The organism is Bacillus cereus group sp. BceL220 (assembly GCF_051776965.1).
Classification (GTDB): Bacteria; Bacillota; Bacilli; order Bacillales; family Bacillaceae_G; genus Bacillus_A; species Bacillus_A cereus.
In genome coordinates, this window is sequence record NZ_JBPWBC010000001.1 from 878,825 (window position 1) to 898,194 (window position 19,370).

Genomic DNA, 19,370 nt, shown 5'->3' on the forward strand with positions numbered 1-19,370 from the left:
ATTTGACTACTTTTATTATAGGTGATGAGGAAAGCGGAAATCAAAACATACTTCTTATACTTTGTCCATATATATGAAGAAGAAAGGGGAATGACGATGGATGTAAGAGAACATACTTTTTTCTCTCTGCTTATTATTAGTTATTTTATTGCCTTTGGGGTTATACTTGGCGGTTCATTAATTGGTGGATTTGGTGCGTTTCTTATCGGAAAACCAGCTCTAACTTACATTAATCAATTCGCCCAAAATTTAAGAATTTGGGCACTCGTTGCAGCAATCGGTGGAACATTCGATACCTTTTATAGCTTTGAAAGAAGTTTCTTTGGCGGAGATATGAAAGATATCGTAAAACAAATTCTCCTTATTTTTTTCGCAACTGGTGGTATGCAAACAGGTCTCATTATTATTAAATGGCTAACGCAGGAACATGTATGAGAGTACCAAGTGCCAATACAGCAAAAAGATGGTACTTAGTATTAGCTGGTGCTGCTGTTGGAGGCGTGTTGAGCTGGTTTATTTTTTTGTACATATACGGTGTTTTTCAAGAAGAACAAGCTAGTAAAATAGCAGAACAAAGAGAAATTATAGAAAAACAAGAAGCAAAGCTCCACGTCCTTCTCGAAGATCAAGAAAAATTGAACACTGAAAATAAACGGCTCTTAACCATTCAAGAGATTAAAATAAAACTTATCAATCGGGAAAAATACGATTTAGACAATCTTACACTCGAAAATATGACTACATCTATCCATAATGATCTCCAGCATCTTTTAACGAAAAACATTCAAAGTATCGCAAAAAATAAAGACCTACTCAAAAAGGTAATCGAAAACAAAACGTACAAACATTACGATCGACTATACCGTTTTAAAGTCGATACAATATCTTTTGATACAGTGCTTGAAATTAGCATTACTATAGAAAAGGAAAAATAAAGAAGGAGGGCTTTAGCGCCGCTCCTTCTTTTCGTTCTAACATATAGTCCCTTATTTACAAATCTCACGTAAATCAGCAAAAAGACGATCCGCTTCTTCCCAAGAAGATGCCTTGGCACCAGAAGCCATCGGATGTCCTCCGCCGTTATATTGCATTGCCAATTTGTTTATAACTGGTCCTTTTGAACGAAGACGAACACGAATTACGTCGTCTTCCTCTAAAAATAGAACCCACGCCTTTAATCCATCAATATTGCCAAGCGCTCCAACAACACCAGATGCTTCAGAAGGAAGTACATCAAATTCTTCTAATACTTCTTTCGTTAATTTAATGTAAGCTGCTCCTTCTTCTACCATCGTAAAGTTTTGTAAAATATAACCGTTTAAACGAGCAATTTTTTCTTTTGTCTTATACATTTCATTGTATAAATCTGTGAATTTCACACCCATGTCAACAAGCTCACTTACGTAACGAAGTGTTTTTGCTGTCGTATTTGGGAATAAGAAACGACCTGTATCTCCAACAATTCCTGCTAAAATAAGGCGGGCTGCTTCTTTTGTTATTTTTAATCCTTTATCTTTTCCATAGTTATAAAACTCATAAATCATTTCACTTGTCGAACTCGCTGTCGTATCTACCCACGTAATATCTCCATATGGATCTTCATTTGGGTGATGATCAATTTTAATTAACATCTTCCCTTTTGTATAGCGTTGATCGTCAACACGTTCTTGATTCGCAGTATCACAAACAATAACAAGCGCATTTTCGTATATACTATCTTCAATATCATCCATTACTCGTAAGTATGCTAACGATGGTTCATTGTACCCAACCGTATAAATATTTTTCTCTGGAAACGATTCTTTTAAAATTGTACCAAGGCCACCCTGTGAACCTAATGCATCTGGATCCGGACGCACGTGGCGATGAATAATAATTGTATCAAACTCTTTAATTGCTCCTAAAATTTGCTCATGCATATGTATAATCTCCTTTTTAATCAACTTCTTCACTTTATCTCTCATTATAACGGAAAGTATTTCATACATGCGAACAATTGCTTTATAATAAAAGTTAGAAAGTTTAGATATTTCTTTTTTCTCCACTATTTTTTTCATAAAACGATGGGAGTGTTCATTATGCCAGTATTAGTCTTCTGTATTATCGTCTCATTTATGTTGTATCTCTTCTACAAAACAAAATACTTTCGTACAAACCGCCCAATGGAGAAAGGTTGGCTCTCTGGAAAATCCGCAATGGCACTCGGTTCATTCGTCTTATTCTTCGGGATAAACCAATTCTTTTTAGAACTTTCAACCGCTCGTATTATCGTTGGTATCTTATTCGTTCTATTTGGTAGTGCAAGTGTATTTAATGGATTTCGCCAATACAAACATTTCTTACCATTAGCAGTTAAAGAAGCAGAAGTCTATGAAACAACGTAAAAAAGCATCAAAATTGTGATGCTTTTTTACGTCCTCTAACTTTTAAAATCATATATGCGACAAACGCAGATGGTATATTAAATGGGTTACCTTGTACGTGAAAATGTAATTGTTCTTCTCCAAAAGACATTTTTTCATATAGCTCTCGCTGAGATAATCCTGTCTTTTCCTTTTTTTCATGTAAACCTTGTAAATATAAATATTGGATCGGTATCATTACAAGAAAGTAAAATAATGCGATACTACCAAAAAAGAGTACGGCTGACGACATAATGTATACCACCTTTCATAAATCCATTTTCTTACAATATTATCATAACACAATATACAACCAAATTGAATTACTATTCTGTCTTTTCTTGCGTTACTTTTCCACTCCACCCCATACATATTTCACTAAAACTCTCATCTAAAATCATGCCTTTCAAATTTAAAACAACAAAAAAGATGGAACAAATCAAAACGATTTGTTCCATCTTTTTATTTATCAATTAACTGAACCATAAGTAATGCTTTTCCAACGACATTACCTTCATGATGCACCTCTACATCAACCTTACCAAATTTACGCCCAATTTCTAATACTTTCGGATGAACGGATACAACATTATCAATTTGAACCGGCTTTACGAAATAAATTGTTAAGTTTTCAACAATTAAATCGCTTTTCTTTTGCGCACGAATAACGCGATTTGTCGCTTCTGTCACAATTGTTGCAAATACACCGTACGATAACGTTCCGATTGAGTTCGTCATTTGCGGCGTCACTGAAAATTGATATAGATGCTCATTTTTCGCTTCTTTTGGCGTCATAAATTGATTCGTTACAATATCATCAATTGTTTCTCCAACTTGTGGCTGACGTTGAATCATTTGCAGTGCCTGAAGTACATCTTGACGGCTAATGATACCTTGCAGTTTATTTCCTTCCTCAACGACAGGAAGTAATTCAATTCCTTCCCACACCATCATACGTGCCGCAGCTGCGACAGACATTTTACCATTCACTGTAATTGGGTGTTTTGTCATTACTTTATCAATTGGTGTTTCTTTCGCTACACCGATCATGTCTTTTGAAGTTACGATTCCTAGCACTTTTTTATTTTCATCGACAATTGGATATCTTCCGTGCATTGTCTCTTCATTATATGCATGCCATTGCTGTACTGTATCATGTGGCTTTAAATATAACGTTTCTTCAATTGGTGTTAAAATATCCTCAACAAGTACAATTTCTTTCTTAATCAGTTGATCATAAATTGCACGGTTAATTAACGTCGCGACCGTAAATGTATCGTAGCTACTTGAAATAATCGGCAGCTTTAATTCGTCTGCTAATTTCTTCACATGATCTTCTGTATCAAATCCACCCGTAATTAATACAGCGGCTCCAGTTTCTAGCGCTAATTGATGTGCATTCGTACGGTTACCAATAATGAGTAAATTCCCAGCTTCTGTATAGCGCATCATCGCTTCTAATTTCATAGCTCCGATTACGAATTTATTTAATGTTTTATGTAGTCCTTCTCTGCCCCCAAGTACTTGACCGTCGACAATGTTAACGACTTCTGCATATGTCAGTTTTTCGATATTTTCTTTCTTCTTTTGTTCAATTCGAATTGTTCCGACACGTTCAATTGTACTAACATACCCTTTATTTTCTGCATCTTTAATTGCACGGTAAGCTGTCCCTTCACTTACACTCAAATCTTTCGCAATTTGTCTTACAGAAATTTTATGGCCTACTGGCAGGCTATTAATATGTTCTAAAATTTGGTTATGCTTGGTAGCCAAATGGTTTCACCATACTTTCTTTTCCCTAAATTCTTCATGTGTTGTACTTTCAGTATACTATATTTTCAAAACTGTTACACTCTCTCTTTGCATACCTGTACTATTTTTTTTATAACAAAATGACTCTTACATTCCACCAGTCATTCTATTACAACAATGTAATGCTATTGTCATCTCATTCGATAGTTCGCCCACTTGATTCCCTATACAATGAAGACAAGAAATAAAACAAAGGAGCGTACACATGATGAAAAAATTTTTAGAGGTTGTAGGTGCTGTATTTTTAGCTTTCGTAGATGGGAAAAAAGTTGCAATGGAATTGAATGAAACACCTGAACAACCACGTACAAAAAGAAAAGAATCACCAAAACAAATACAAGCATTAAAAGCTGTCCTATACACGTAAAAACCCTTCACTTTTCTTTTCAAATGAAGGGTTTCTTTTCTATAGTGTAATACTTTCTCCAGCTTCTAATACTTTCCCTGTACAATTTTGTAGCTTTTCTACAAATTGATATGGATCTTGTTCAATAACTGGGAACGTATTGTAATGCATCGGTACAACAGTTTTCGCATTAATCCATTTTGCCGCTAGTACAGCATCTTCTGGTCCCATTGTGAAATTATCACCAATTGGTAAAAATGCTAGATCAACTTTATTTAATTCCCCAATTAACTTCATATCAGAGAATAGTGCAGTATCTCCTGCGTGGTACACTGTTTTCTCTTCTGCTGTAAATAAAATACCTGCTGGCATACCTGTATATGTAATCGTCTTATTTGCTTCATCAATATAACTAGAGCCGTGGAATGCTTGTGTAAACTTCACTTTTCCGAAGTCAAATTCATGTGAACCACCAATATGCATCGGATGTGTATTTACACCTTGCCAACTTAAAAATGTTGCTAGTTCAAATGGCGCTACAACAACTGCATTATTTTTCTTCGCAAGTTCTACTGTATCTCCAACATGATCACCGTGTCCATGCGATAAAAGGATTGCATCCACTTTTACATCTTCAGCTTTTAAATCTGTTTTCGGATTACCTGTTAAAAACGGGTCAATTAAAATAACTTTTCCATTCGCCTCAATTTTCACAACTGAATGCCCATGATAAGATACTTTCATTATTACATTCCTCCCCTATTCACATTCTCACTTTTTATTCTACATGATTTTTCAATTCCCTGTCTTTTCTAACATCTATTTACTTGTCATAACGCTTTCTTCCGAGTTAAAGTTATATTTGTAATTAAATATCTCGGGGGTGCCAATCGATGAATGCTAGATTAGAAAATTTAATGCAATGGCTAAAAGAAAAAAACGTAGAAGCTGCGTTCTTAACTTCTACACCGAACGTCTTCTACATGACGAACTTCCACTGTGAACCGCATGAAAGATTACTTGGTATGTTTGTATTCCAAGAAAAAGAACCTATTTTAATTTGTCCTAAAATGGAAGAAGGTCAAGCACGTAACGCTGGCTGGGCACATGAAATTATCGGATTTACTGATACTGACAGACCATGGGATATGATTGCAAAAGCAATTAAAGACCGCGGCATCAATGCAAATGCAGTTGCAATTGAAAAAGAACATTTAAACGTAGAGCGCTACGAAGAATTAACGAAATTATTCCCAAATGCAGCTTTCAAATCAGCTGAGGAGAAAGTTCGCGAACTTCGTTTAATTAAAGATGAAAAAGAACTTTCTATTTTACGCGAAGCAGCTAAAATGGCGGACTACGCTGTTGAAGTTGGTGTAAATGCAATTAAAGAAAACCGTAGCGAGCTAGAAGTATTAGCAATTATTGAACACGAATTAAAAACAAAAGGCATACATAAGATGTCATTTGATACGATGGTATTAGCGGGTGCAAACTCTGCTCTTCCACACGGTATTCCTGGCGCAAACAAAATGAAGCGCGGTGATTTCGTACTATTTGATTTAGGTGTAATCATTGAAGGTTATTGCTCTGATATTACACGTACAGTAGCATTCGGTGAGATTTCTGAAGAGCAAACTCGCATTTACAACACTGTACTTGCTGGACAACTACAAGCAGTTGAAGCATGTAAACCAGGTGTTACACTTGGCGCAATCGATAACGCTGCTCGTTCTGTTATCGCAGATGCAGGTTACGGAGACTTCTTCCCGCACCGACTTGGTCATGGACTTGGAATTAGCGTACATGAATATCCAGATGTAAAAGCTGGTAACGAGTCTCCATTAAAAGAAGGTATGGTCTTCACAATCGAACCTGGTATTTACGTACCAAACGTAGGTGGCGTTCGTATTGAAGATGATATTTACATTACAAAAGACGGATCAGAAATTTTAACGAAATTCCCGAAAGAATTACAATTTGTAAAATAATAAAAAGGCAGCGTGAATGCTGCCTTTTTTTATTCCTCTACTATTTCAAATTTCTCTACAATCATTCTTGCTGGATAGCTTTCAAGTATTTGAGAAAACCATACTTTTATTTTATCCCCTGTTTTTAACTGTTTATATGCGTCTTTGTCCTTAAAGCTCAAGACTATATGTGGTGGATGCTCTTTATTCATTTGTTGTTCTATATAATTTTGTAACTCTACTTTTGTTTCAAACGTTTTATCATCGGCAAAAAATACCGTGTCATTTCTTAATATGATATACCCTTCTTTAGGGACTTCTTTTACCGTTACTTGCTCTACTTGTTTTGTAGTACACGCTGATAATATGACTAGAAATACACTTAAAAACATAACAATTTTCACATGCCTATTCATTTTTAACTCCTCACTCTAGGCTACTTCAAATTTAACACCATCTTCTCCTCATACTTATCATCCCATTTAATTACAACTTCTATCGGTTCATCTTTAGATAGAGGTGCACAACTTACACAAGAAGATTTTATTTCAACCCTTGCTCCTTTATGAACTTCTGACGTTTGTGTCATTGTACTAAAGGCCCCATTAATAGCAATCTCTAAGTTTTTAAATTCTGTCTTTCCATCCCCACCCTTATATTGAAACGTAAACATTCCATCTTCACTGTCATCCTTAATATGCCCTTTATATTGTCCAGTCCAACTTTTGCTCTCACTAGAAAAATTAACATACGAAATGGAACAGCTTCCTAAAAAGAAAATACTAATGAAAAAGAATAATGCTCTCTTCATAATGCCCCCTCCATTCAAATACACTTATTTATCCCGCATTTACGGACAGTAAGATCCCCACATCAAAATTCATTGCCTATTCCTTCCTTTTATTATACTGTTAAAATACAGAATTTTCTAAAATAGGAGGATTTATATGTTACAACAACAATTAGAAGAAATTCGTAATAATAATTACATACTGGATAACACACTTAACATTGATTCTTTAAGTTCCAATATGCTTGAACATATTGGCGATACTAATAGCTATTTAAGGGACAAACTCATCTACTCTACTTTTTATCATCTCATCAAAAATCGCTACCTTTCACACACACAATTACAGAAACTATTATTAGAAAGCATCGGTGAAAAATATTTATTGTATAAGATTCATTCAGATGATGAAGATGCTGTATTTACTCGTGCATTTACAACCTTATTAATTGCGCTCATTATAGATGCAGATACAACTCATAATTTCTTATCACAGAATGATATTTTAACTGTAAAAGATCAATTAATTCTATATATGAACAATGAACATGATTTCCGCGGATATGTGCAAGACCACGGCTGGGCACATAGTATCGCACATGCTTCCGATACATTTAAGGCACTTGTTCATAGTCCTAAACTAGAAACTTTACATTACGAAGAGATATTAAAAACTTTGTTAAACAAAGTTTGTGTCCATTCTATTTACTACAAATATGAAGAAGACGAGCGTCTCGTTTATCCGATTGTCGCAATGCTGCAAAATGGCCTAAAAGAAGACATACTCATATTAGCCCTTCGTGACTTAGTAGCTCAATTACTGGTCCAAAAACAAGCACTACCTATTGAATCGTACGAGTTTTTATATGGAAATACAAAATCTTTCTTACGTAGCTTATTTTTCAGACTACGCACACTTTCTATATGTGAAGAAACCGAATTCGAAATTGAAAAATTGCTCCAAGAGCTTCCAAAATATTATTAAAAAAGAAGGCCACTCAAAAAGTGCCTTCTTCTATTTCACTAATATTTAATTGAAATTTCACGATCCAAACTGAGAAAAGGTGGACAAGAAGCGCAAACGCCATACATGCTCCACTTAAAAAAGTTAGTATAGGATGCGAATACACGTGCCCCAACCCATAGGATATCGCCACGAAAAACATTGTTATGTAAATATAAATTGCTCCATGTATTTGCCTCATATAAACCTCCTTTTCCCATATTATAACATAAATTTTCTGATTATTCACATTAATTACTTGTAATCAATATTTCTCAACTGTTACACCTCTTACAACCGCCTTAATATACGGTGACCCTTGTAAACTTTGTAAATCCTCTGTTTTTCCTGTTACGACTATACCGTATATTGGTAAGTCTTTTGGTTTGGTGTTTTTTATTTCTTTATCCCGCATTAACGGGCAGTAAGACCTCACATCAAAATTCAGCGGAAGCAAAGAAATTAGGTGGGGGGCGGACTGCCCGTAAAAGCCCGATTGGTGAGGGCTGATAATCAGTGGGGGATGAACCACTCCACTGATTAAAGTTTCACTTTATAGTTTATCCTAAAATATTCTCGATATCCCTCTTTATTTTCACTTAAAGATATTCAAATGCAGCTTTTATAAATTTTTTCATAATAAAAAGCACATCCATTTTGATGCGCTTTTCACATATATTTTAGTAAAATATGAATCATTTTTTTGAAGCAAAAACTCCCACTCCTCTCTCCCCATACTATCGTTATGACTTAGTTGCCATAATAATTGAACGAGGATAGAACCCCAACTTTTCATAAAACGATACAGCTTCATTTCCATACACTACTGTTAATTCAATTTCATCTATCTTCTTCGCTTTAAACCATTCCACTGCACTATTCATTAATTTTAAGCCAAATCCGTTTCTTCGGTATTTTTCATCAACGAATAAAACTTCAATCTTTCCGCTTACACTTTTACTATACGCTATACAAAACCCTAATATATCATCTGTTTCCGCCTCAACTAATAATTCAATTCTATATTCTCCGTAATTTGAATTCTGTTTATAATTTTCAATACGTTCCTCAAATGTCATTCTTGGATAATCACCAGAAAAATGTTTTGATTTATTATTATGATATTCATGCAATTTATTTAAAGGTTCTCTTATTATTTCTATTTCACCGAGAGTGATATATTTATTACTAATTTTCATCCTACAGCATCTCCAATAATATATATTCCAACAAAAAAGAAGATCATTTTACGGTTATAAAATAACAATCTATTATTTCATCGCTTCCTTCACAACATCTTGAATCATAACAACTTCTGTTTTCATATCAATAGACGTTGCTTCTTCATCGATACATTCATACCAAAATGCTAAGTGCTTTTTATCAATTTCATGATGCGAATTTTCGACAAAAATACCACCTTCTCCTTGCACAGAATACCAATATAAGTACTCTTCTCCATCTCTTATTTCCCGGAAAATTGTCTCAACGTACATCTTTTCGTCGTTTAATGTCAAAAGCACTTCTTTCAAATTGTCATTAAGAAGCTGCATCCATTCATCTACTCGATGACTCTTACCAGGCTTAACTTTAAATCTTGTTAATTCTACATTCATTTTTATTCCCCCGTTTTCTTACGTACAAACAAACTATATTCTATTGGATGATAAAAACTTAATTTACTAGCTAATTTTCGCGAAGGAATATTGTCTACATAACAATCCCAGCTCGGTATAATGTCATTTTGCATGCAATGTTCAATGAACCTTGTTGCAACAGCTTGAGCTAATCCTTTCCCTTGATGCACTTCATGTGTTGCAATATCTATTTCAGTAAAACCATTCCCGCTAAATATTGAGACACATTCAGCTACAATTATCCCATCTTGTTCTATACAAAATCCAAAACCACTGTTCAAAAACGTTTCTTTTGATCCCCAATACTCTTTGTAGTACTCCTCTTTAAATTCACTGCTGCGCTCTATATCTCTTCTATCAATACGCTTCACTTCATATGTATTTTTGTTAAAATCTCGTTGACTCTCTTCAAAGGTTACGCTTTGAAATTTCATTCGCGGGATGTTCCGAAGTACATTACTAAAACGCTCTTCTATCATCATTTCCCACTCTTCACTCGAAGTGAACAGTGTAAATCTCTTCTCTGTTTTTTCAATAGCCGTTTTTAAATATGAAAATAACTCTTCGTTATAATTTTGATCATCCGTATCACCAAATAAATAATAGATACCATTAGCTGTAATAATTAATCCTGCTGTTAATTGCCCGTTTATAAAAACCTCACCATCTATCATTTGATCACATACCGCATAAGCAAACGTCGTCGTTCTTGTATTACCTTCTAAAACCGGAAGAACTTTTCTATAATCGGCTACAGATAATTTTTTCATAATTGCTCCACTTTAATCGTATCAGCCTCTATATGTTCAAAACAAAGATTTACCGTTCTCTTTAATGCTCTCGTTCTATGAATCGTACATGCTGGAATTAAAATAGAATCATTTGGCTTTAAAACCGCTGTTTCTCCATCTTCAAAATCAATAAGTAATTCTCCCTCTAGCACAATAAATAATTCATCCGAATTAGAATGATAGTGCCAATCATATTCACCAGTAAATACAGCGATTCGTAAACAATGACTGTTTATATTTGAAACGACGAAGTTTTTATGTTGATCTTGAATGTCTTTTGTTAATTCTATTAAGTTCACAGTTTCCATATTTCATCCCATCCTTTCGTTAGTCGTTCTTCTGAAAAATTAACTTAATCTCCACCACCTCCGCAATCTCCTCCACCATCACTTGAGCTACTACAATCACTGCTACTGTAGTGACCGAATCCACTTGATGAGCTTGAAGCGTATGAAGATTTTTTGCTTCTTTTTCTATCTTTTTTACTTTCATGACTAGGCCATACTGTAGCAAAGAGTATAACGAATAAGGCTAATTCTATTACAACAAGTATAAATTCTAGAATGCTCTCAATAATATTGGGAGTTATCCCAAAACTGTAAAACACTCCAAATGAATACATACACAAAATTACATACAGAGCCATACAAATATACCGGAATGTTTTTTCTATCATAATGACTACTTTTTGTGAAAAAGGTATGTTCTGTTTCTGTTTTTTCTTTATGTACTTTTGTCTTTTAGCTTGCTTTTGCTTCCTTTTTTTACTCCCCATTGAATCCCCTCTTTTATTATATAATTCTAAATTATCATAATAAAAATCGATTTACACCAATAAATAACAATTATTCACATGTTATTTCCCCATATAAAAAAGACCCTCCTTATGAAAAGGAAGGTCTCAAATGTATTTCTATTATGATAAAGCAGGAGCTTTTTCAAGTAGCTCTTTCGCATCAGCGTATTGTAAGCCGTGAGCTTCTGCAACTGCTTCGAATGTTACATATCCATCTAATGTGTTAATACCTTTTAATAATGCAGAGTTGCCTAGGCAAGCATCTTTATAGCCTTTGTTCGCAATTTGTACTGCATATGGTACTGTTACGTTTGTTAATGCAAGAGTTGACGTACGTGGAACCGCACCTGGCATATTAGCAACTGCATAATGAACAACGCCATGTTTTTCGTAAGTTGGGTTGTCATGAGTTGTAATACGATCAGTTGTTTCGAAAATACCACCTTGGTCAATCGCAATATCTACAACGACAGAACCTGGTTCCATTGATTGAATCATTTCTTCAGTTACAAGTTTTGGCGCTTTTGCACCCGGAATTAATACTGCTCCAATAACAAGGTCAGATTCTTTAACAGCTTCTGCAATGTTGTATGGATTAGACATTAATGTTTTTACTTGGTTACCGAAAATATCATCTAATTGACGAAGACGTTCTGCACTTAAGTCAATGATTGTTACATCTGCACCTAAACCTACTGCAATCTTAGCTGCGTTTGTACCAGCTTGACCACCGCCGATGATTGTTACTTTGCCGCGTTTTACCCCTGGAACGCCTGCAAGTAAAATACCTTTACCGCCTTTGTTTTTCTCAAGGAATTGTGCACCGATTTGTGCAGACATACGACCAGCTACTTCACTCATAGGTGCAAGTAATGGTAAAGAACGATTGTCTAATTGTACTGTTTCGTATGCGATTGATGCAACTTTGTTATCGATTAATGCTTTCGTTAATTCTGGTTCTGGAGCTAAGTGTAAGTATGTGAATAAAATTAAACCTTCACGGAAATAGCCGTATTCACTTGCTACTGGCTCTTTTACCTTCATAACCATATCTTGATTCCATGCTTCTTCAGCAGTTTCTACAAGTTTCGCACCAGCTTGTACGTATTCTTCATCTGTAAAGCCAGATCCTAAACCTGCTCCTTTTTGAACAAAAACTTCGTGACCATTTTGTACTAAATGTACTGCTCCCGCTGGCGTCATTGCCACACGGTTTTCATTGTTCTTAATTTCTGTTGGAATACCGATACGCATGATTAGTTCCCCCTTGAGTTATGAAATGACCCCTGAATCATTTTTTAAAGCGCTTTCTACGCTCTTATATTTTAACATAATATCTCAATATTTGACAAAAAATAATACAAGTTTTCCGATAGATTTAATTTTATATTAAAGGACAGTATTATCCGCACCTCTCAGCACAATGGATAAACTGTCCAATTATTCGAAACTTCATCTTATTTTATTCTATCGATGTCTATGAATAACATCCACTGCACCAGTCACTTCAATAATTGTACCGGTAATCATATCGGAATCGTCCTCACATAAAAACGAAATGGTTCTTGCAATATCTTCACCTGTTCCAGATCTACCAATCGGTGTGTTATGCTCTTTCAGCTGACGTGCTTCTTGAATAGTTGCCTCTTTCATATCGCCAATAATATCACCAGGACATACCATGTTCGCAGTAATACCATACTCCGCTTCTTCATAAGCAACTGTTTTCGTTAATGAAACAAGTCCTACTTTCGCTGCGGCAAAAGCTGAACGATAAATCCATCCCGGTGCACTATCCGCCCCTTGAAATCCGTAATTAATAATACGGCCAAAGTTCTGTTTTCTCATGACCGGAACAACAAGTTTTAATAAATGAAATACCGCTGTTAAATTTCCCTGAATCATTTCATTCCATTCATCTTCTTCATAATCAACTAACTTTTTTCGTTCAAATACATATGGACCAGCATTATTAATTAAAAAGTCAATTTTGCCAAAACGGCTCATCGCTTCTTCTACTATTTTATGTAAATCTTCCTTTTTCGTGACATCTGCTTGCACGAATTGTAGACGCTCTTCCACATCTTTATATGTTTCTTTCATCGTTTCCATAGCCGTGATATCGCTATGATACGTTACTGTTACTGAATAGCCTTTAGCCAATAACTTTTCTGTTACTTGCTTTCCTAAACCTTTCGTACCGGCTGTAATGAGCGCATGTCTCACAAAACTGCCCCCTTTTAAATTGCTATACTTCATATGTAACAAGTTCTCGCTCCAATTACAACTAAAATGAATTGAAACAGAGTTTTCAAAATTCTGTAACGTTTCTGGCAAGCACGTTACCAAAATTTGTTTTATAATTAAGTTGTAAACAGTTATAAAACAGATTGGGAGGAATTTACTATGAATAATACATATACAAATATTTTAATCGCGGTGGATGGTTCTAAAGAAGCAGAAAAAGCCTTTAAAAAAGCAATTCAAGTCGCAAAGCGCAACAATGCAACATTAACAATCGCTCATATCGTTGATGTAAAAGCGTACTCAGCAGTAGAGGCTTATAGCCGTGCAATTGCTGAACGTGCAAATCTATTTGCAGAAGACTTATTAGAAGACTACAAAAAAACTGCGCTTGAAGCTGGTCTTGAAAAAATTGAAACTGTATTAGAATTTGGTAATCCTAAATCTAAAATTTCAAAAGAAATCGCTCCAAACCATAAAGTAGATTTAATTATGTGTGGTGCAACTGGTTTAAATGCTGTTGAACGTTTCCTAATTGGTAGCGTCTCTGAACATATTATTCGCTATGCGAAATGCGATGTCCTTGTTGTTCGTGGTGATGAGGAGCAAGGTGAGCTTTAATTTATAGATAAAACACCAAGTCCACATAGGCTTGGTGTTTTTCATTTTATCAACTTCACTATAAACACAAAACATGCTACGACAACAACGGTAATTGCCAATACATAAGGCGGCAGAAACTTCAAAGACCATAATGCCATCATGATTGTCGCAACTGTTAAATACGTTTGCTTTGTATCTTCTGTCATTTTTTTACGAAGTAAGAAGACGGACAAATAGCCAATTGGCGGCGTAATGAAGCAAAGAACATATATGATTTTTGATTTTAAATACCATTTTTGTTCTCCAAGTTTCTTTATATCCCCTTCTATTCTCTTATGCTCTTGTTCTTTCGCTTCTTCTACAAGCGGATTTTCCTCTTCTCCTCGCTTTTCTTTCATATAAGGAAGAAAGTGCATAAAAAAATAGTATGCGAATACGAACGCTCCAAATCCAATATTTAATCTTTCTAATGGAATATGCTCACTAAAAAAAGCAGCAGTAAGCACTAAAGACAAACAGTACGTCATCATCCAAAATGAACGTTTTCTCTTTTTCCGTTCCATTTCTTTTTTACCTTGTATATCTTTTCTTTTCGAAAGCCATATAGAAATAAAGCAATCTACTACAAATAGAGAAAAGATAAATATCGCAACATGTACTGTTTCTACATTTCCAAATGAAAATACGTTTGGGAATGCAACATGCAATACAATTAGCGTGTACAAAATTAGCCCTATAAAATAAATACGTCTCATTTCTCATCCCTTTCTTATTTCCTAACATTACGTTAACATACATTTTTTAGAAATAGACGGACAAAATATATATGTGTAAAAAAGGAGGATGCTATATGGATGATTCTGAACGCATTATTTTAGACGTAAACGGAAAAGAAATTGAAATGCTAGATACAATTCGCACTCATTTTAAAGAAAAACATGGCGTTGAACTAAGTAATGGTGCATTACTTCGTGATTTAATGGATATTGAGTATATTCGAATTACAGAAGATCGACATAAGTATAATTAAAAGAAAACGACTGCAGGCGAATGCCATCAGTCGTTTTCTTTCTTTATTTAAGCTCTTGATGCTTCCCGCCCATACCACCTGGCTCATTACTATCTTGGTGTACAGTTAGTTTATTTGTTTTCGCATCTTTTAAAACTCTATATGTATATGATTCATTTGGTTCATCTTTAAACTGCACATTCATACCATACGAATCCATTTTGCTATAAAAGGCCGGTTTTATATATAAAATATCACTTTCTTTATATCCTTTATCTTGCAAATGCCACATCGTTACGATAACCGCTTCTTCTCGCTTTTCTTTTTCACCAACATACATATATTTGTCCAAAAGAAACACTTTAGCATTTGCAATTAAACTAATTACCAGTACAATGATAAACACTATTTTTTTCATAGACTTCCCCTAAATCGTTATTTTTTACTATATTGTAATTTAAATATTAGTAAAAAACAAAGTACGCCAGACTTTACTAGACTGGCGTACTTCCCAACTCAATTCTTAATAAATTCTTTCGTCAACCCCTTCGCCTTCTCCAAAGCGTTTTTGATTTGTTCAAACCCTGTCCCACCAGCACTATTACGACGCTTTACAGCCGCATATGGTGAAAGAACTTCATACAAATCTTCTTCAAATAAAGAGCTCATTTCTTGATATGTTTCAAGCGGGACATCTAATAAATAAATTCCTTTTTGTGTGCAATGTAGCACTAACTTCCCAACAATTTCATGAGCTTGACGGAATGGTAGTCCTTTGTTTGCTAAGTAGTCGGCAATTTCTGTTGCGTTGGAGAAATCTTGCGTCACAGCTTGCCCCATTTTTTCTTTGTTTACAGTCATCGTTTCAAGCATGCCCGCCATAATATGAAGGCATCCTTCTACTGTTTTGACTGTATCAAACATTCCTTCTTTATCTTCTTGTAAGTCTTTATTGTAAGCGAGTGGTAATCCTTTCATTACTGTAAGTAAACTGAATAGATTACCGTATACTCTGCCTGTTTTACCACGGATTAGTTCCGCCATATCCGGATTTTTCTTTTGCGGCATAATGCTGCTTCCAGTTGCGTATTGATCGCTCATTTCAATAAATTGAAACTCTTGGCTACTCCATAAAATAAGTTCTTCACAAAAACGTGATAAGTGCATCATGAGCATAGATGAATTACTTAAAAACTCCAGTATGAAATCACGATCACTTACTGCATCTAAACTATTTTCATAGATTCCATTAAACCCAAGAAGTTCCGCACTATATTCTCGGTCGATCGGGAATGTCGTCCCAGCTAGCGCTCCTGCTCCTAATGGGGAGATATTAATACGCTTTAATGAATCTTCATAACGATTCACATCACGCTCTAACATCCAAAAGTAAGCAAGAATATGATGAGCAAATGAAATCGGCTGGGCACGCTGCAAGTGCGTATAGCCCGGCATAATGGTTTCAATATTATTTTCTGCTTGTTGAACAAGAACAGTTTGCAATTGTTTTGTAGCTTTTATAATATGTTCTACCTTTTCTTTTAAATACAAATGCATATCTGTCGCCACTTGATCGTTACGACTTCGGCCTGTATGAAGTTTCCCTCCTACTTCACCGATTTTTTCAATTAACATCTTTTCAATATTTAAATGAATATCTTCAGCTTCAACCGAAAAATGTAATTTATTTTGTTTCGCTTCTTCTAATAAATATTGAAGACCTATCTTTATTTTCTCTGCCTCTTCTTTCGTAACGATGCCTTGCTTTGCTAGCATCGTTACGTGTGCAATACTCCCGTTTATATCTTGATTTACTAATTGTTGATCGAAGGAGATGGATGCTCCAAACTCTTCAACCCACGCTTCCGCTTCTTCCGTAAATCGTCCGCCCCAAAGTTTGCTCACGCTTCCACCTTCTTTTGATTCACTTGGCTGTATACTTTCGTCGGTAAACCGAATAATGAAATGAATCCAACTGCTGCATCATGATTAAATTCATCTTGAGCAGTATATGTTGCTAATTTTTCATCGTATAAAGAGTATTCAGATTTACGCCCTTCTACAATCGCATGACCTTTAAATAATTTCACACGCACTGTACCTGTTACATTCTTTTGCGTTTCTTGTAAAAATGCATGAAGCGCTTGTTTTAAAGGTGAGAACCATAAACCGTTATAAATAAGTTCTGTTATTTTCTGTTCAATCACTGGTTTAAAATGCGCTACTTCTTTTACGTGTGTTAAATCTTCCAACTCTTTATGCGCAGTGATTAACGTCATTGCTGCTGGGCATTCGTATACTTCACGAGATTTAATACCGACAAGACGATTTTCTACGTGATCAATACGTCCAACACCGTGTTTTCCAGCAAGCGCATTTAACGTTTTAATTAATTCTGAAAGTGAATATGCAGTACCATTTAAAGTAGTCGGTACGCCTGCTTCAAATCCGATTTCTACAAACTCTGGTTTATTCGGTGTATCTTCTAATGCCAATGTCATCTCATATGCATCTTCTGGCGGCGCTGCCCATGGATCTTCTAAAATTCCACATTCGTTGCTGCGTCCCCATAAGTTTTGATCGATTGAAAACGGGCTATCTAAATTAATCGGAATTGGTACATCGTTTTCTTTTGCATATGCAATTTCTTCTTCACGTGACCATTTCCATTCACGTACAGGCGCAATCACTTCTAAGTAAGGATTTAATGCTTGGATAGAAACTTCAAAACGAACTTGGTCATTTCCTTTCCCTGTACATCCGTGTGCAACTGCAGTTGCGCCTTCTTGTTCTGCGATTTCCACTAATTTCTTCGCAATAAGCGGACGAGATAATGCAGAGACAAGAGGGTATTTCCCTTCGTATAATGTGTGTGCTTGCATCGCCATCAATGCATATTCATTCGCAAATTCTTCTTGGACATCCACCATATATGATTTAATTGCACCAACTGAAAGCGCCTTTTCTTTCACAAACCCTAAGTCTTTCCCTTCCCCTAAGTCTAAACAAAGCGCGATAATATCATAATTCTTCTCTTGTAACCATTTAATTGCAACGGAAGTATCAAGACCTCCGGAATATGCTAATACAACTTTTTTCTTCTCCATTTTGCATCCCCCTAAAGAATAAATATTCATTTTCTTTTATAATAATTCACACTTTACCACCTTTCACAAAATGTATCAAGAGTCATTTTCAAATTTTTTCAAACAATTTCGTCGAACTTCTTTCTGTTTTTCTGTACAATATAAGCAGGAAAACGGGGGTGAACTTATGGAAAAGTATTTCTTATACGATGAACATCTAGGAATTGAAATTCCGCATTTACAAGAAGACTGGGAAGAAATCCCCGAAAAAATGCAACATGCTATTTTACTAAGATGGGAACAAGTTCGCGGGAAAATTCCTGATCGTATAAAAGAACTTGAGCACTATATTAATACAAAACAACATTATTTAAATAACGAAGAAGACTTCGAAGTTTCTTGTAAACTAAATTCAGAAATTGCCGATCTTGCTTCCATCATTAATGACCTTTGGCTTTGGTATCGACTCACTCAAAATGTATCTGAGGGGAAAGCACACCAATGAAAAAAGCATGCCCCTCAATTACTTTGGGTCATGCTTTTTTGTCGTAACATGATTTACAATATATTTCTTGTGCTGTTTTCGCCAAACATACATCGAATGGACCAACTAATATACTTCTTTCTTTCGGCAACTTTACAAAAGCAACAAGCTCTTCTTCATATTGAATTTTTTTCTGACATGAAATGCATATTAACTCTTTTCTTTTGAACATGTCTTTTAGCATACCTTCACTCTCCCCTTCATCTATCTATATTAATATACTCTCATAATAGTTAATATTTGTAAAAAAATGACACATTCCAAATCGAATGATTCATATACTATGTACAAAAGGAGGTCTAAAGCTTATGCGTGCTTTCGTTATTATTGCTTT

Annotated in this window: 28 protein-coding genes and 1 pseudogene; 9 read left to right on the top strand and 20 right to left on the bottom strand. The window is 35.1% G+C overall.

The genetic code is table 11. The features are described from left to right. The first annotated feature begins 21 nt into the window (after positions 1–21). Together ACS2FK_RS04620 and ytrI are read left to right on the top strand one after the other, a co-directional pair. Positions 22–435 carry a YtrH family sporulation protein gene (locus ACS2FK_RS04620; RefSeq protein WP_002005839.1) on the top strand — a complete coding sequence of 138 codons (414 nt, stop codon included), beginning with the start codon at positions 22–24 and terminating at the stop codon, positions 433–435. Continuing rightward, positions 432–935, top strand: a complete 504-nt coding sequence (gene ytrI, locus ACS2FK_RS04625; protein ID WP_001265736.1) for a sporulation membrane protein YtrI — start codon at positions 432–434, stop codon at positions 933–935. The genes ACS2FK_RS04620 and ytrI overlap by 4 nt, the downstream gene beginning before the upstream one ends. Before the next feature lie 51 nt (positions 936–986). Here ytrI and ACS2FK_RS04630 read toward each other — a convergent pair whose 3' ends face one another. Beyond that, entirely contained in the window at positions 987–1,919 is a 933-nt protein-coding gene (locus tag ACS2FK_RS04630; RefSeq protein ID WP_053563565.1) for a DHH family phosphoesterase, read from the bottom strand. A gap of 159 nt (positions 1,920–2,078) precedes the next feature. On the opposite strand from ACS2FK_RS04630, the gene ACS2FK_RS04635 reads away from it, so the two are divergent. Next, a complete protein-coding gene (locus ACS2FK_RS04635) occupies positions 2,079–2,384 on the top strand; it encodes a YtpI family protein (protein ID WP_001144766.1) in 306 nt (101 codons plus the stop codon). Between the two features lie 7 nt (positions 2,385–2,391). On the opposite strand, the gene ACS2FK_RS04640 is transcribed toward ACS2FK_RS04635, so the two are convergent. Beyond that, positions 2,392–2,655, bottom strand: coding sequence for a DUF3949 domain-containing protein (locus ACS2FK_RS04640; protein ID WP_000093046.1), 264 nt, complete (start codon positions 2,653–2,655; stop codon positions 2,392–2,394). Between the two features lie 209 nt (positions 2,656–2,864). Further along, positions 2,865–4,178, bottom strand: coding sequence for a CBS domain-containing protein (locus tag ACS2FK_RS04645; RefSeq protein WP_000201579.1), 1,314 nt, complete (start codon positions 4,176–4,178; stop codon positions 2,865–2,867). Between the two features lie 244 nt (positions 4,179–4,422). On the opposite strand from ACS2FK_RS04645, the gene ACS2FK_RS04650 reads away from it, so the two are divergent. Next, positions 4,423–4,584: a hypothetical protein gene (locus ACS2FK_RS04650; RefSeq protein ID WP_063548750.1), complete on the top strand. Its 162-nt coding sequence runs from the start codon at positions 4,423–4,425 to the stop codon at positions 4,582–4,584. Between the two features lie 39 nt (positions 4,585–4,623). Here ACS2FK_RS04650 and ACS2FK_RS04655 read toward each other — a convergent pair whose 3' ends face one another. Further along, positions 4,624–5,307 (bottom strand): metal-dependent hydrolase, encoded by a 684-nt coding sequence (locus ACS2FK_RS04655; protein WP_000868922.1) that lies wholly within the window; start codon positions 5,305–5,307, stop codon positions 4,624–4,626. Positions 5,308–5,456: 149 nt separating this feature from the next. Here ACS2FK_RS04655 and pepQ point away from each other — a divergent pair, with 149 nt between their 5' ends. Further along, positions 5,457–6,554, top strand: a complete 1,098-nt coding sequence (pepQ, locus tag ACS2FK_RS04660; RefSeq protein ID WP_000994037.1) for a Xaa-Pro dipeptidase — start codon at positions 5,457–5,459, stop codon at positions 6,552–6,554. Between the two features lie 29 nt (positions 6,555–6,583). Here pepQ and ACS2FK_RS04665 read toward each other — a convergent pair whose 3' ends face one another. Together ACS2FK_RS04665 and ACS2FK_RS04670 are read right to left on the bottom strand one after the other, a co-directional pair. Continuing rightward, positions 6,584–6,949, bottom strand: a complete 366-nt coding sequence (locus ACS2FK_RS04665; RefSeq protein ID WP_063548752.1) for a DUF3221 domain-containing protein — start codon at positions 6,947–6,949, stop codon at positions 6,584–6,586. Between the two features lie 20 nt (positions 6,950–6,969). Next, positions 6,970–7,344 (bottom strand): hypothetical protein, encoded by a 375-nt coding sequence (locus tag ACS2FK_RS04670; protein WP_000816700.1) that lies wholly within the window; start codon positions 7,342–7,344, stop codon positions 6,970–6,972. 136 nt (positions 7,345–7,480) lie between these two features. Between ACS2FK_RS04670 and ACS2FK_RS04675 the strand changes: the two genes are divergently transcribed. Continuing rightward, the gene (locus ACS2FK_RS04675) at positions 7,481–8,308 is read left to right on the top strand and encodes a DUF2785 domain-containing protein (RefSeq protein WP_023523162.1); all 828 of its coding nucleotides are present in this window, start codon (positions 7,481–7,483) and stop codon (positions 8,306–8,308) included. Positions 8,309–8,321: 13 nt separating this feature from the next. Here ACS2FK_RS04675 and ACS2FK_RS04680 read toward each other — a convergent pair whose 3' ends face one another. The 9 genes and pseudogenes from ACS2FK_RS04680 to ACS2FK_RS04720 form a co-directional block, all read right to left on the bottom strand. Further along, on the bottom strand, positions 8,322–8,528 hold the full coding sequence (locus ACS2FK_RS04680) for a hypothetical protein (protein WP_001248905.1): 207 nt from the start codon (positions 8,526–8,528) through the stop codon (positions 8,322–8,324). Positions 8,529–8,591: 63 nt separating this feature from the next. Further along, positions 8,592–8,732, bottom strand: a pseudogene (locus ACS2FK_RS04685) (anti sigma factor C-terminal domain-containing protein); the annotation flags it as partial. A 337-nt stretch (positions 8,733–9,069) separates the two neighbouring features. Then, positions 9,070–9,525 (bottom strand): GNAT family N-acetyltransferase, encoded by a 456-nt coding sequence (locus tag ACS2FK_RS04690; protein ID WP_000703678.1) that lies wholly within the window; start codon positions 9,523–9,525, stop codon positions 9,070–9,072. Between the two features lie 72 nt (positions 9,526–9,597). Next, positions 9,598–9,942 carry a DUF6176 family protein gene (locus tag ACS2FK_RS04695; RefSeq protein WP_063548754.1) on the bottom strand — a complete coding sequence of 115 codons (345 nt, stop codon included), beginning with the start codon at positions 9,940–9,942 and terminating at the stop codon, positions 9,598–9,600. A gap of 2 nt (positions 9,943–9,944) precedes the next feature. Continuing rightward, positions 9,945–10,733, bottom strand: a complete 789-nt coding sequence (locus tag ACS2FK_RS04700; protein ID WP_063548756.1) for a GNAT family N-acetyltransferase — start codon at positions 10,731–10,733, stop codon at positions 9,945–9,947. Then, positions 10,730–11,062: a cupin domain-containing protein gene (locus ACS2FK_RS04705; protein ID WP_000450933.1), complete on the bottom strand. Its 333-nt coding sequence runs from the start codon at positions 11,060–11,062 to the stop codon at positions 10,730–10,732. Before ACS2FK_RS04705 ends, ACS2FK_RS04700 begins: the two co-directional genes overlap by 4 nt. A gap of 44 nt (positions 11,063–11,106) precedes the next feature. Then, complete coding sequence (locus ACS2FK_RS04710; RefSeq protein WP_000534958.1) at positions 11,107–11,529, bottom strand: hypothetical protein; 423 nt, start codon at positions 11,527–11,529, stop codon at positions 11,107–11,109. A gap of 141 nt (positions 11,530–11,670) precedes the next feature. Then, the gene (ald, locus tag ACS2FK_RS04715; RefSeq protein ID WP_001219401.1) at positions 11,671–12,804 is read right to left on the bottom strand and encodes an alanine dehydrogenase; all 1,134 of its coding nucleotides are present in this window, start codon (positions 12,802–12,804) and stop codon (positions 11,671–11,673) included. A gap of 213 nt (positions 12,805–13,017) precedes the next feature. Further along, entirely contained in the window at positions 13,018–13,809 is a 792-nt protein-coding gene (locus ACS2FK_RS04720) for an SDR family oxidoreductase (RefSeq protein ID WP_002024902.1), read from the bottom strand. Positions 13,810–13,956: 147 nt separating this feature from the next. Here ACS2FK_RS04720 and ACS2FK_RS04725 point away from each other — a divergent pair, with 147 nt between their 5' ends. Next, positions 13,957–14,415: a universal stress protein gene (locus ACS2FK_RS04725; protein ID WP_001066673.1), complete on the top strand. Its 459-nt coding sequence runs from the start codon at positions 13,957–13,959 to the stop codon at positions 14,413–14,415. Positions 14,416–14,456: 41 nt separating this feature from the next. Here the strand turns inward: ACS2FK_RS04725 and ACS2FK_RS04730 are convergent, their stop codons facing one another. Continuing rightward, complete coding sequence (locus ACS2FK_RS04730) at positions 14,457–15,152, bottom strand: hypothetical protein (protein ID WP_001252911.1); 696 nt, start codon at positions 15,150–15,152, stop codon at positions 14,457–14,459. 95 nt (positions 15,153–15,247) lie between these two features. On the opposite strand from ACS2FK_RS04730, the gene ACS2FK_RS04735 reads away from it, so the two are divergent. Then, positions 15,248–15,427 (top strand): hypothetical protein, encoded by a 180-nt coding sequence (locus tag ACS2FK_RS04735; RefSeq protein ID WP_000342761.1) that lies wholly within the window; start codon positions 15,248–15,250, stop codon positions 15,425–15,427. A 43-nt stretch (positions 15,428–15,470) separates the two neighbouring features. Here the strand turns inward: ACS2FK_RS04735 and ACS2FK_RS04740 are convergent, their stop codons facing one another. The 3 genes from ACS2FK_RS04740 to ACS2FK_RS04750 all read right to left on the bottom strand — a co-directional run bounded on the left by ACS2FK_RS04740 (position 15,471) and on the right by ACS2FK_RS04750 (position 18,513). Beyond that, positions 15,471–15,824: a DUF3139 domain-containing protein gene (locus tag ACS2FK_RS04740; RefSeq protein ID WP_000724677.1), complete on the bottom strand. Its 354-nt coding sequence runs from the start codon at positions 15,822–15,824 to the stop codon at positions 15,471–15,473. Positions 15,825–15,922: 98 nt separating this feature from the next. Next, positions 15,923–17,311 carry an argininosuccinate lyase gene (gene argH / locus ACS2FK_RS04745; RefSeq protein ID WP_063548758.1) on the bottom strand — a complete coding sequence of 463 codons (1,389 nt, stop codon included), beginning with the start codon at positions 17,309–17,311 and terminating at the stop codon, positions 15,923–15,925. Further along, a complete protein-coding gene (locus tag ACS2FK_RS04750) occupies positions 17,308–18,513 on the bottom strand; it encodes an argininosuccinate synthase (RefSeq protein ID WP_000412336.1) in 1,206 nt (401 codons plus the stop codon). The genes argH and ACS2FK_RS04750 overlap by 4 nt, the downstream gene beginning before the upstream one ends. Positions 18,514–18,679: 166 nt before the next feature. Between ACS2FK_RS04750 and ACS2FK_RS04755 the strand changes: the two genes are divergently transcribed. Continuing rightward, positions 18,680–18,997, top strand: coding sequence for a hypothetical protein (locus ACS2FK_RS04755; protein ID WP_000417221.1), 318 nt, complete (start codon positions 18,680–18,682; stop codon positions 18,995–18,997). Positions 18,998–19,025: 28 nt separating this feature from the next. Here ACS2FK_RS04755 and ACS2FK_RS04760 read toward each other — a convergent pair whose 3' ends face one another. Continuing rightward, entirely contained in the window at positions 19,026–19,220 is a 195-nt protein-coding gene (locus ACS2FK_RS04760; protein ID WP_000910273.1) for a hypothetical protein, read from the bottom strand. Positions 19,221–19,370 lie beyond the last annotated feature (150 nt).

Bases quoted from the DNA above. Each gene is read 5' to 3' on its own strand.
- ytrI (WP_001265736.1), top strand. From the start codon at position 432: ATGAGAGTACCAAGTGCCAATACAGCAAAAAGATGGTACTTAGTATTA.
- ACS2FK_RS04630 (WP_053563565.1), bottom strand. From the start codon at position 1,919: ATGCATGAGCAAATTTTAGGAGCAATTAAAGAGTTTGATACAATTATT.
- ACS2FK_RS04635 (WP_001144766.1), top strand. From the start codon at position 2,079: ATGCCAGTATTAGTCTTCTGTATTATCGTCTCATTTATGTTGTATCTC.
- ACS2FK_RS04640 (WP_000093046.1), bottom strand. From the start codon at position 2,655: ATGTCGTCAGCCGTACTCTTTTTTGGTAGTATCGCATTATTTTACTTT.
- ACS2FK_RS04650 (WP_063548750.1), top strand. From the start codon at position 4,423: ATGATGAAAAAATTTTTAGAGGTTGTAGGTGCTGTATTTTTAGCTTTC.
- ACS2FK_RS04655 (WP_000868922.1), bottom strand. From the start codon at position 5,307: ATGAAAGTATCTTATCATGGGCATTCAGTTGTGAAAATTGAGGCGAAT.
- pepQ (WP_000994037.1), top strand. From the start codon at position 5,457: ATGAATGCTAGATTAGAAAATTTAATGCAATGGCTAAAAGAAAAAAAC.
- ACS2FK_RS04665 (WP_063548752.1), bottom strand. From the start codon at position 6,949: ATGAATAGGCATGTGAAAATTGTTATGTTTTTAAGTGTATTTCTAGTC.
- ACS2FK_RS04670 (WP_000816700.1), bottom strand. From the start codon at position 7,344: ATGAAGAGAGCATTATTCTTTTTCATTAGTATTTTCTTTTTAGGAAGC.
- ACS2FK_RS04675 (WP_023523162.1), top strand. From the start codon at position 7,481: ATGTTACAACAACAATTAGAAGAAATTCGTAATAATAATTACATACTG.
- ACS2FK_RS04680 (WP_001248905.1), bottom strand. From the start codon at position 8,528: ATGAGGCAAATACATGGAGCAATTTATATTTACATAACAATGTTTTTC.
- ACS2FK_RS04690 (WP_000703678.1), bottom strand. From the start codon at position 9,525: ATGAAAATTAGTAATAAATATATCACTCTCGGTGAAATAGAAATAATA.
- ACS2FK_RS04695 (WP_063548754.1), bottom strand. From the start codon at position 9,942: ATGAATGTAGAATTAACAAGATTTAAAGTTAAGCCTGGTAAGAGTCAT.
- ACS2FK_RS04700 (WP_063548756.1), bottom strand. From the start codon at position 10,733: ATGAAAAAATTATCTGTAGCCGATTATAGAAAAGTTCTTCCGGTTTTA.
- ACS2FK_RS04705 (WP_000450933.1), bottom strand. From the start codon at position 11,062: ATGGAAACTGTGAACTTAATAGAATTAACAAAAGACATTCAAGATCAA.
- ACS2FK_RS04710 (WP_000534958.1), bottom strand. From the start codon at position 11,529: ATGGGGAGTAAAAAAAGGAAGCAAAAGCAAGCTAAAAGACAAAAGTAC.
- ald (WP_001219401.1), bottom strand. From the start codon at position 12,804: ATGCGTATCGGTATTCCAACAGAAATTAAGAACAATGAAAACCGTGTG.
- ACS2FK_RS04720 (WP_002024902.1), bottom strand. From the start codon at position 13,809: ATGAAGTATAGCAATTTAAAAGGGGGCAGTTTTGTGAGACATGCGCTC.
- ACS2FK_RS04725 (WP_001066673.1), top strand. From the start codon at position 13,957: ATGAATAATACATATACAAATATTTTAATCGCGGTGGATGGTTCTAAA.
- ACS2FK_RS04730 (WP_001252911.1), bottom strand. From the start codon at position 15,152: ATGAGACGTATTTATTTTATAGGGCTAATTTTGTACACGCTAATTGTA.
- ACS2FK_RS04735 (WP_000342761.1), top strand. From the start codon at position 15,248: ATGGATGATTCTGAACGCATTATTTTAGACGTAAACGGAAAAGAAATT.
- ACS2FK_RS04740 (WP_000724677.1), bottom strand. From the start codon at position 15,824: ATGAAAAAAATAGTGTTTATCATTGTACTGGTAATTAGTTTAATTGCA.
- ACS2FK_RS04750 (WP_000412336.1), bottom strand. From the start codon at position 18,513: ATGGAGAAGAAAAAAGTTGTATTAGCATATTCCGGAGGTCTTGATACT.
- ACS2FK_RS04755 (WP_000417221.1), top strand. From the start codon at position 18,680: ATGGAAAAGTATTTCTTATACGATGAACATCTAGGAATTGAAATTCCG.
- ACS2FK_RS04760 (WP_000910273.1), bottom strand. From the start codon at position 19,220: ATGCTAAAAGACATGTTCAAAAGAAAAGAGTTAATATGCATTTCATGT.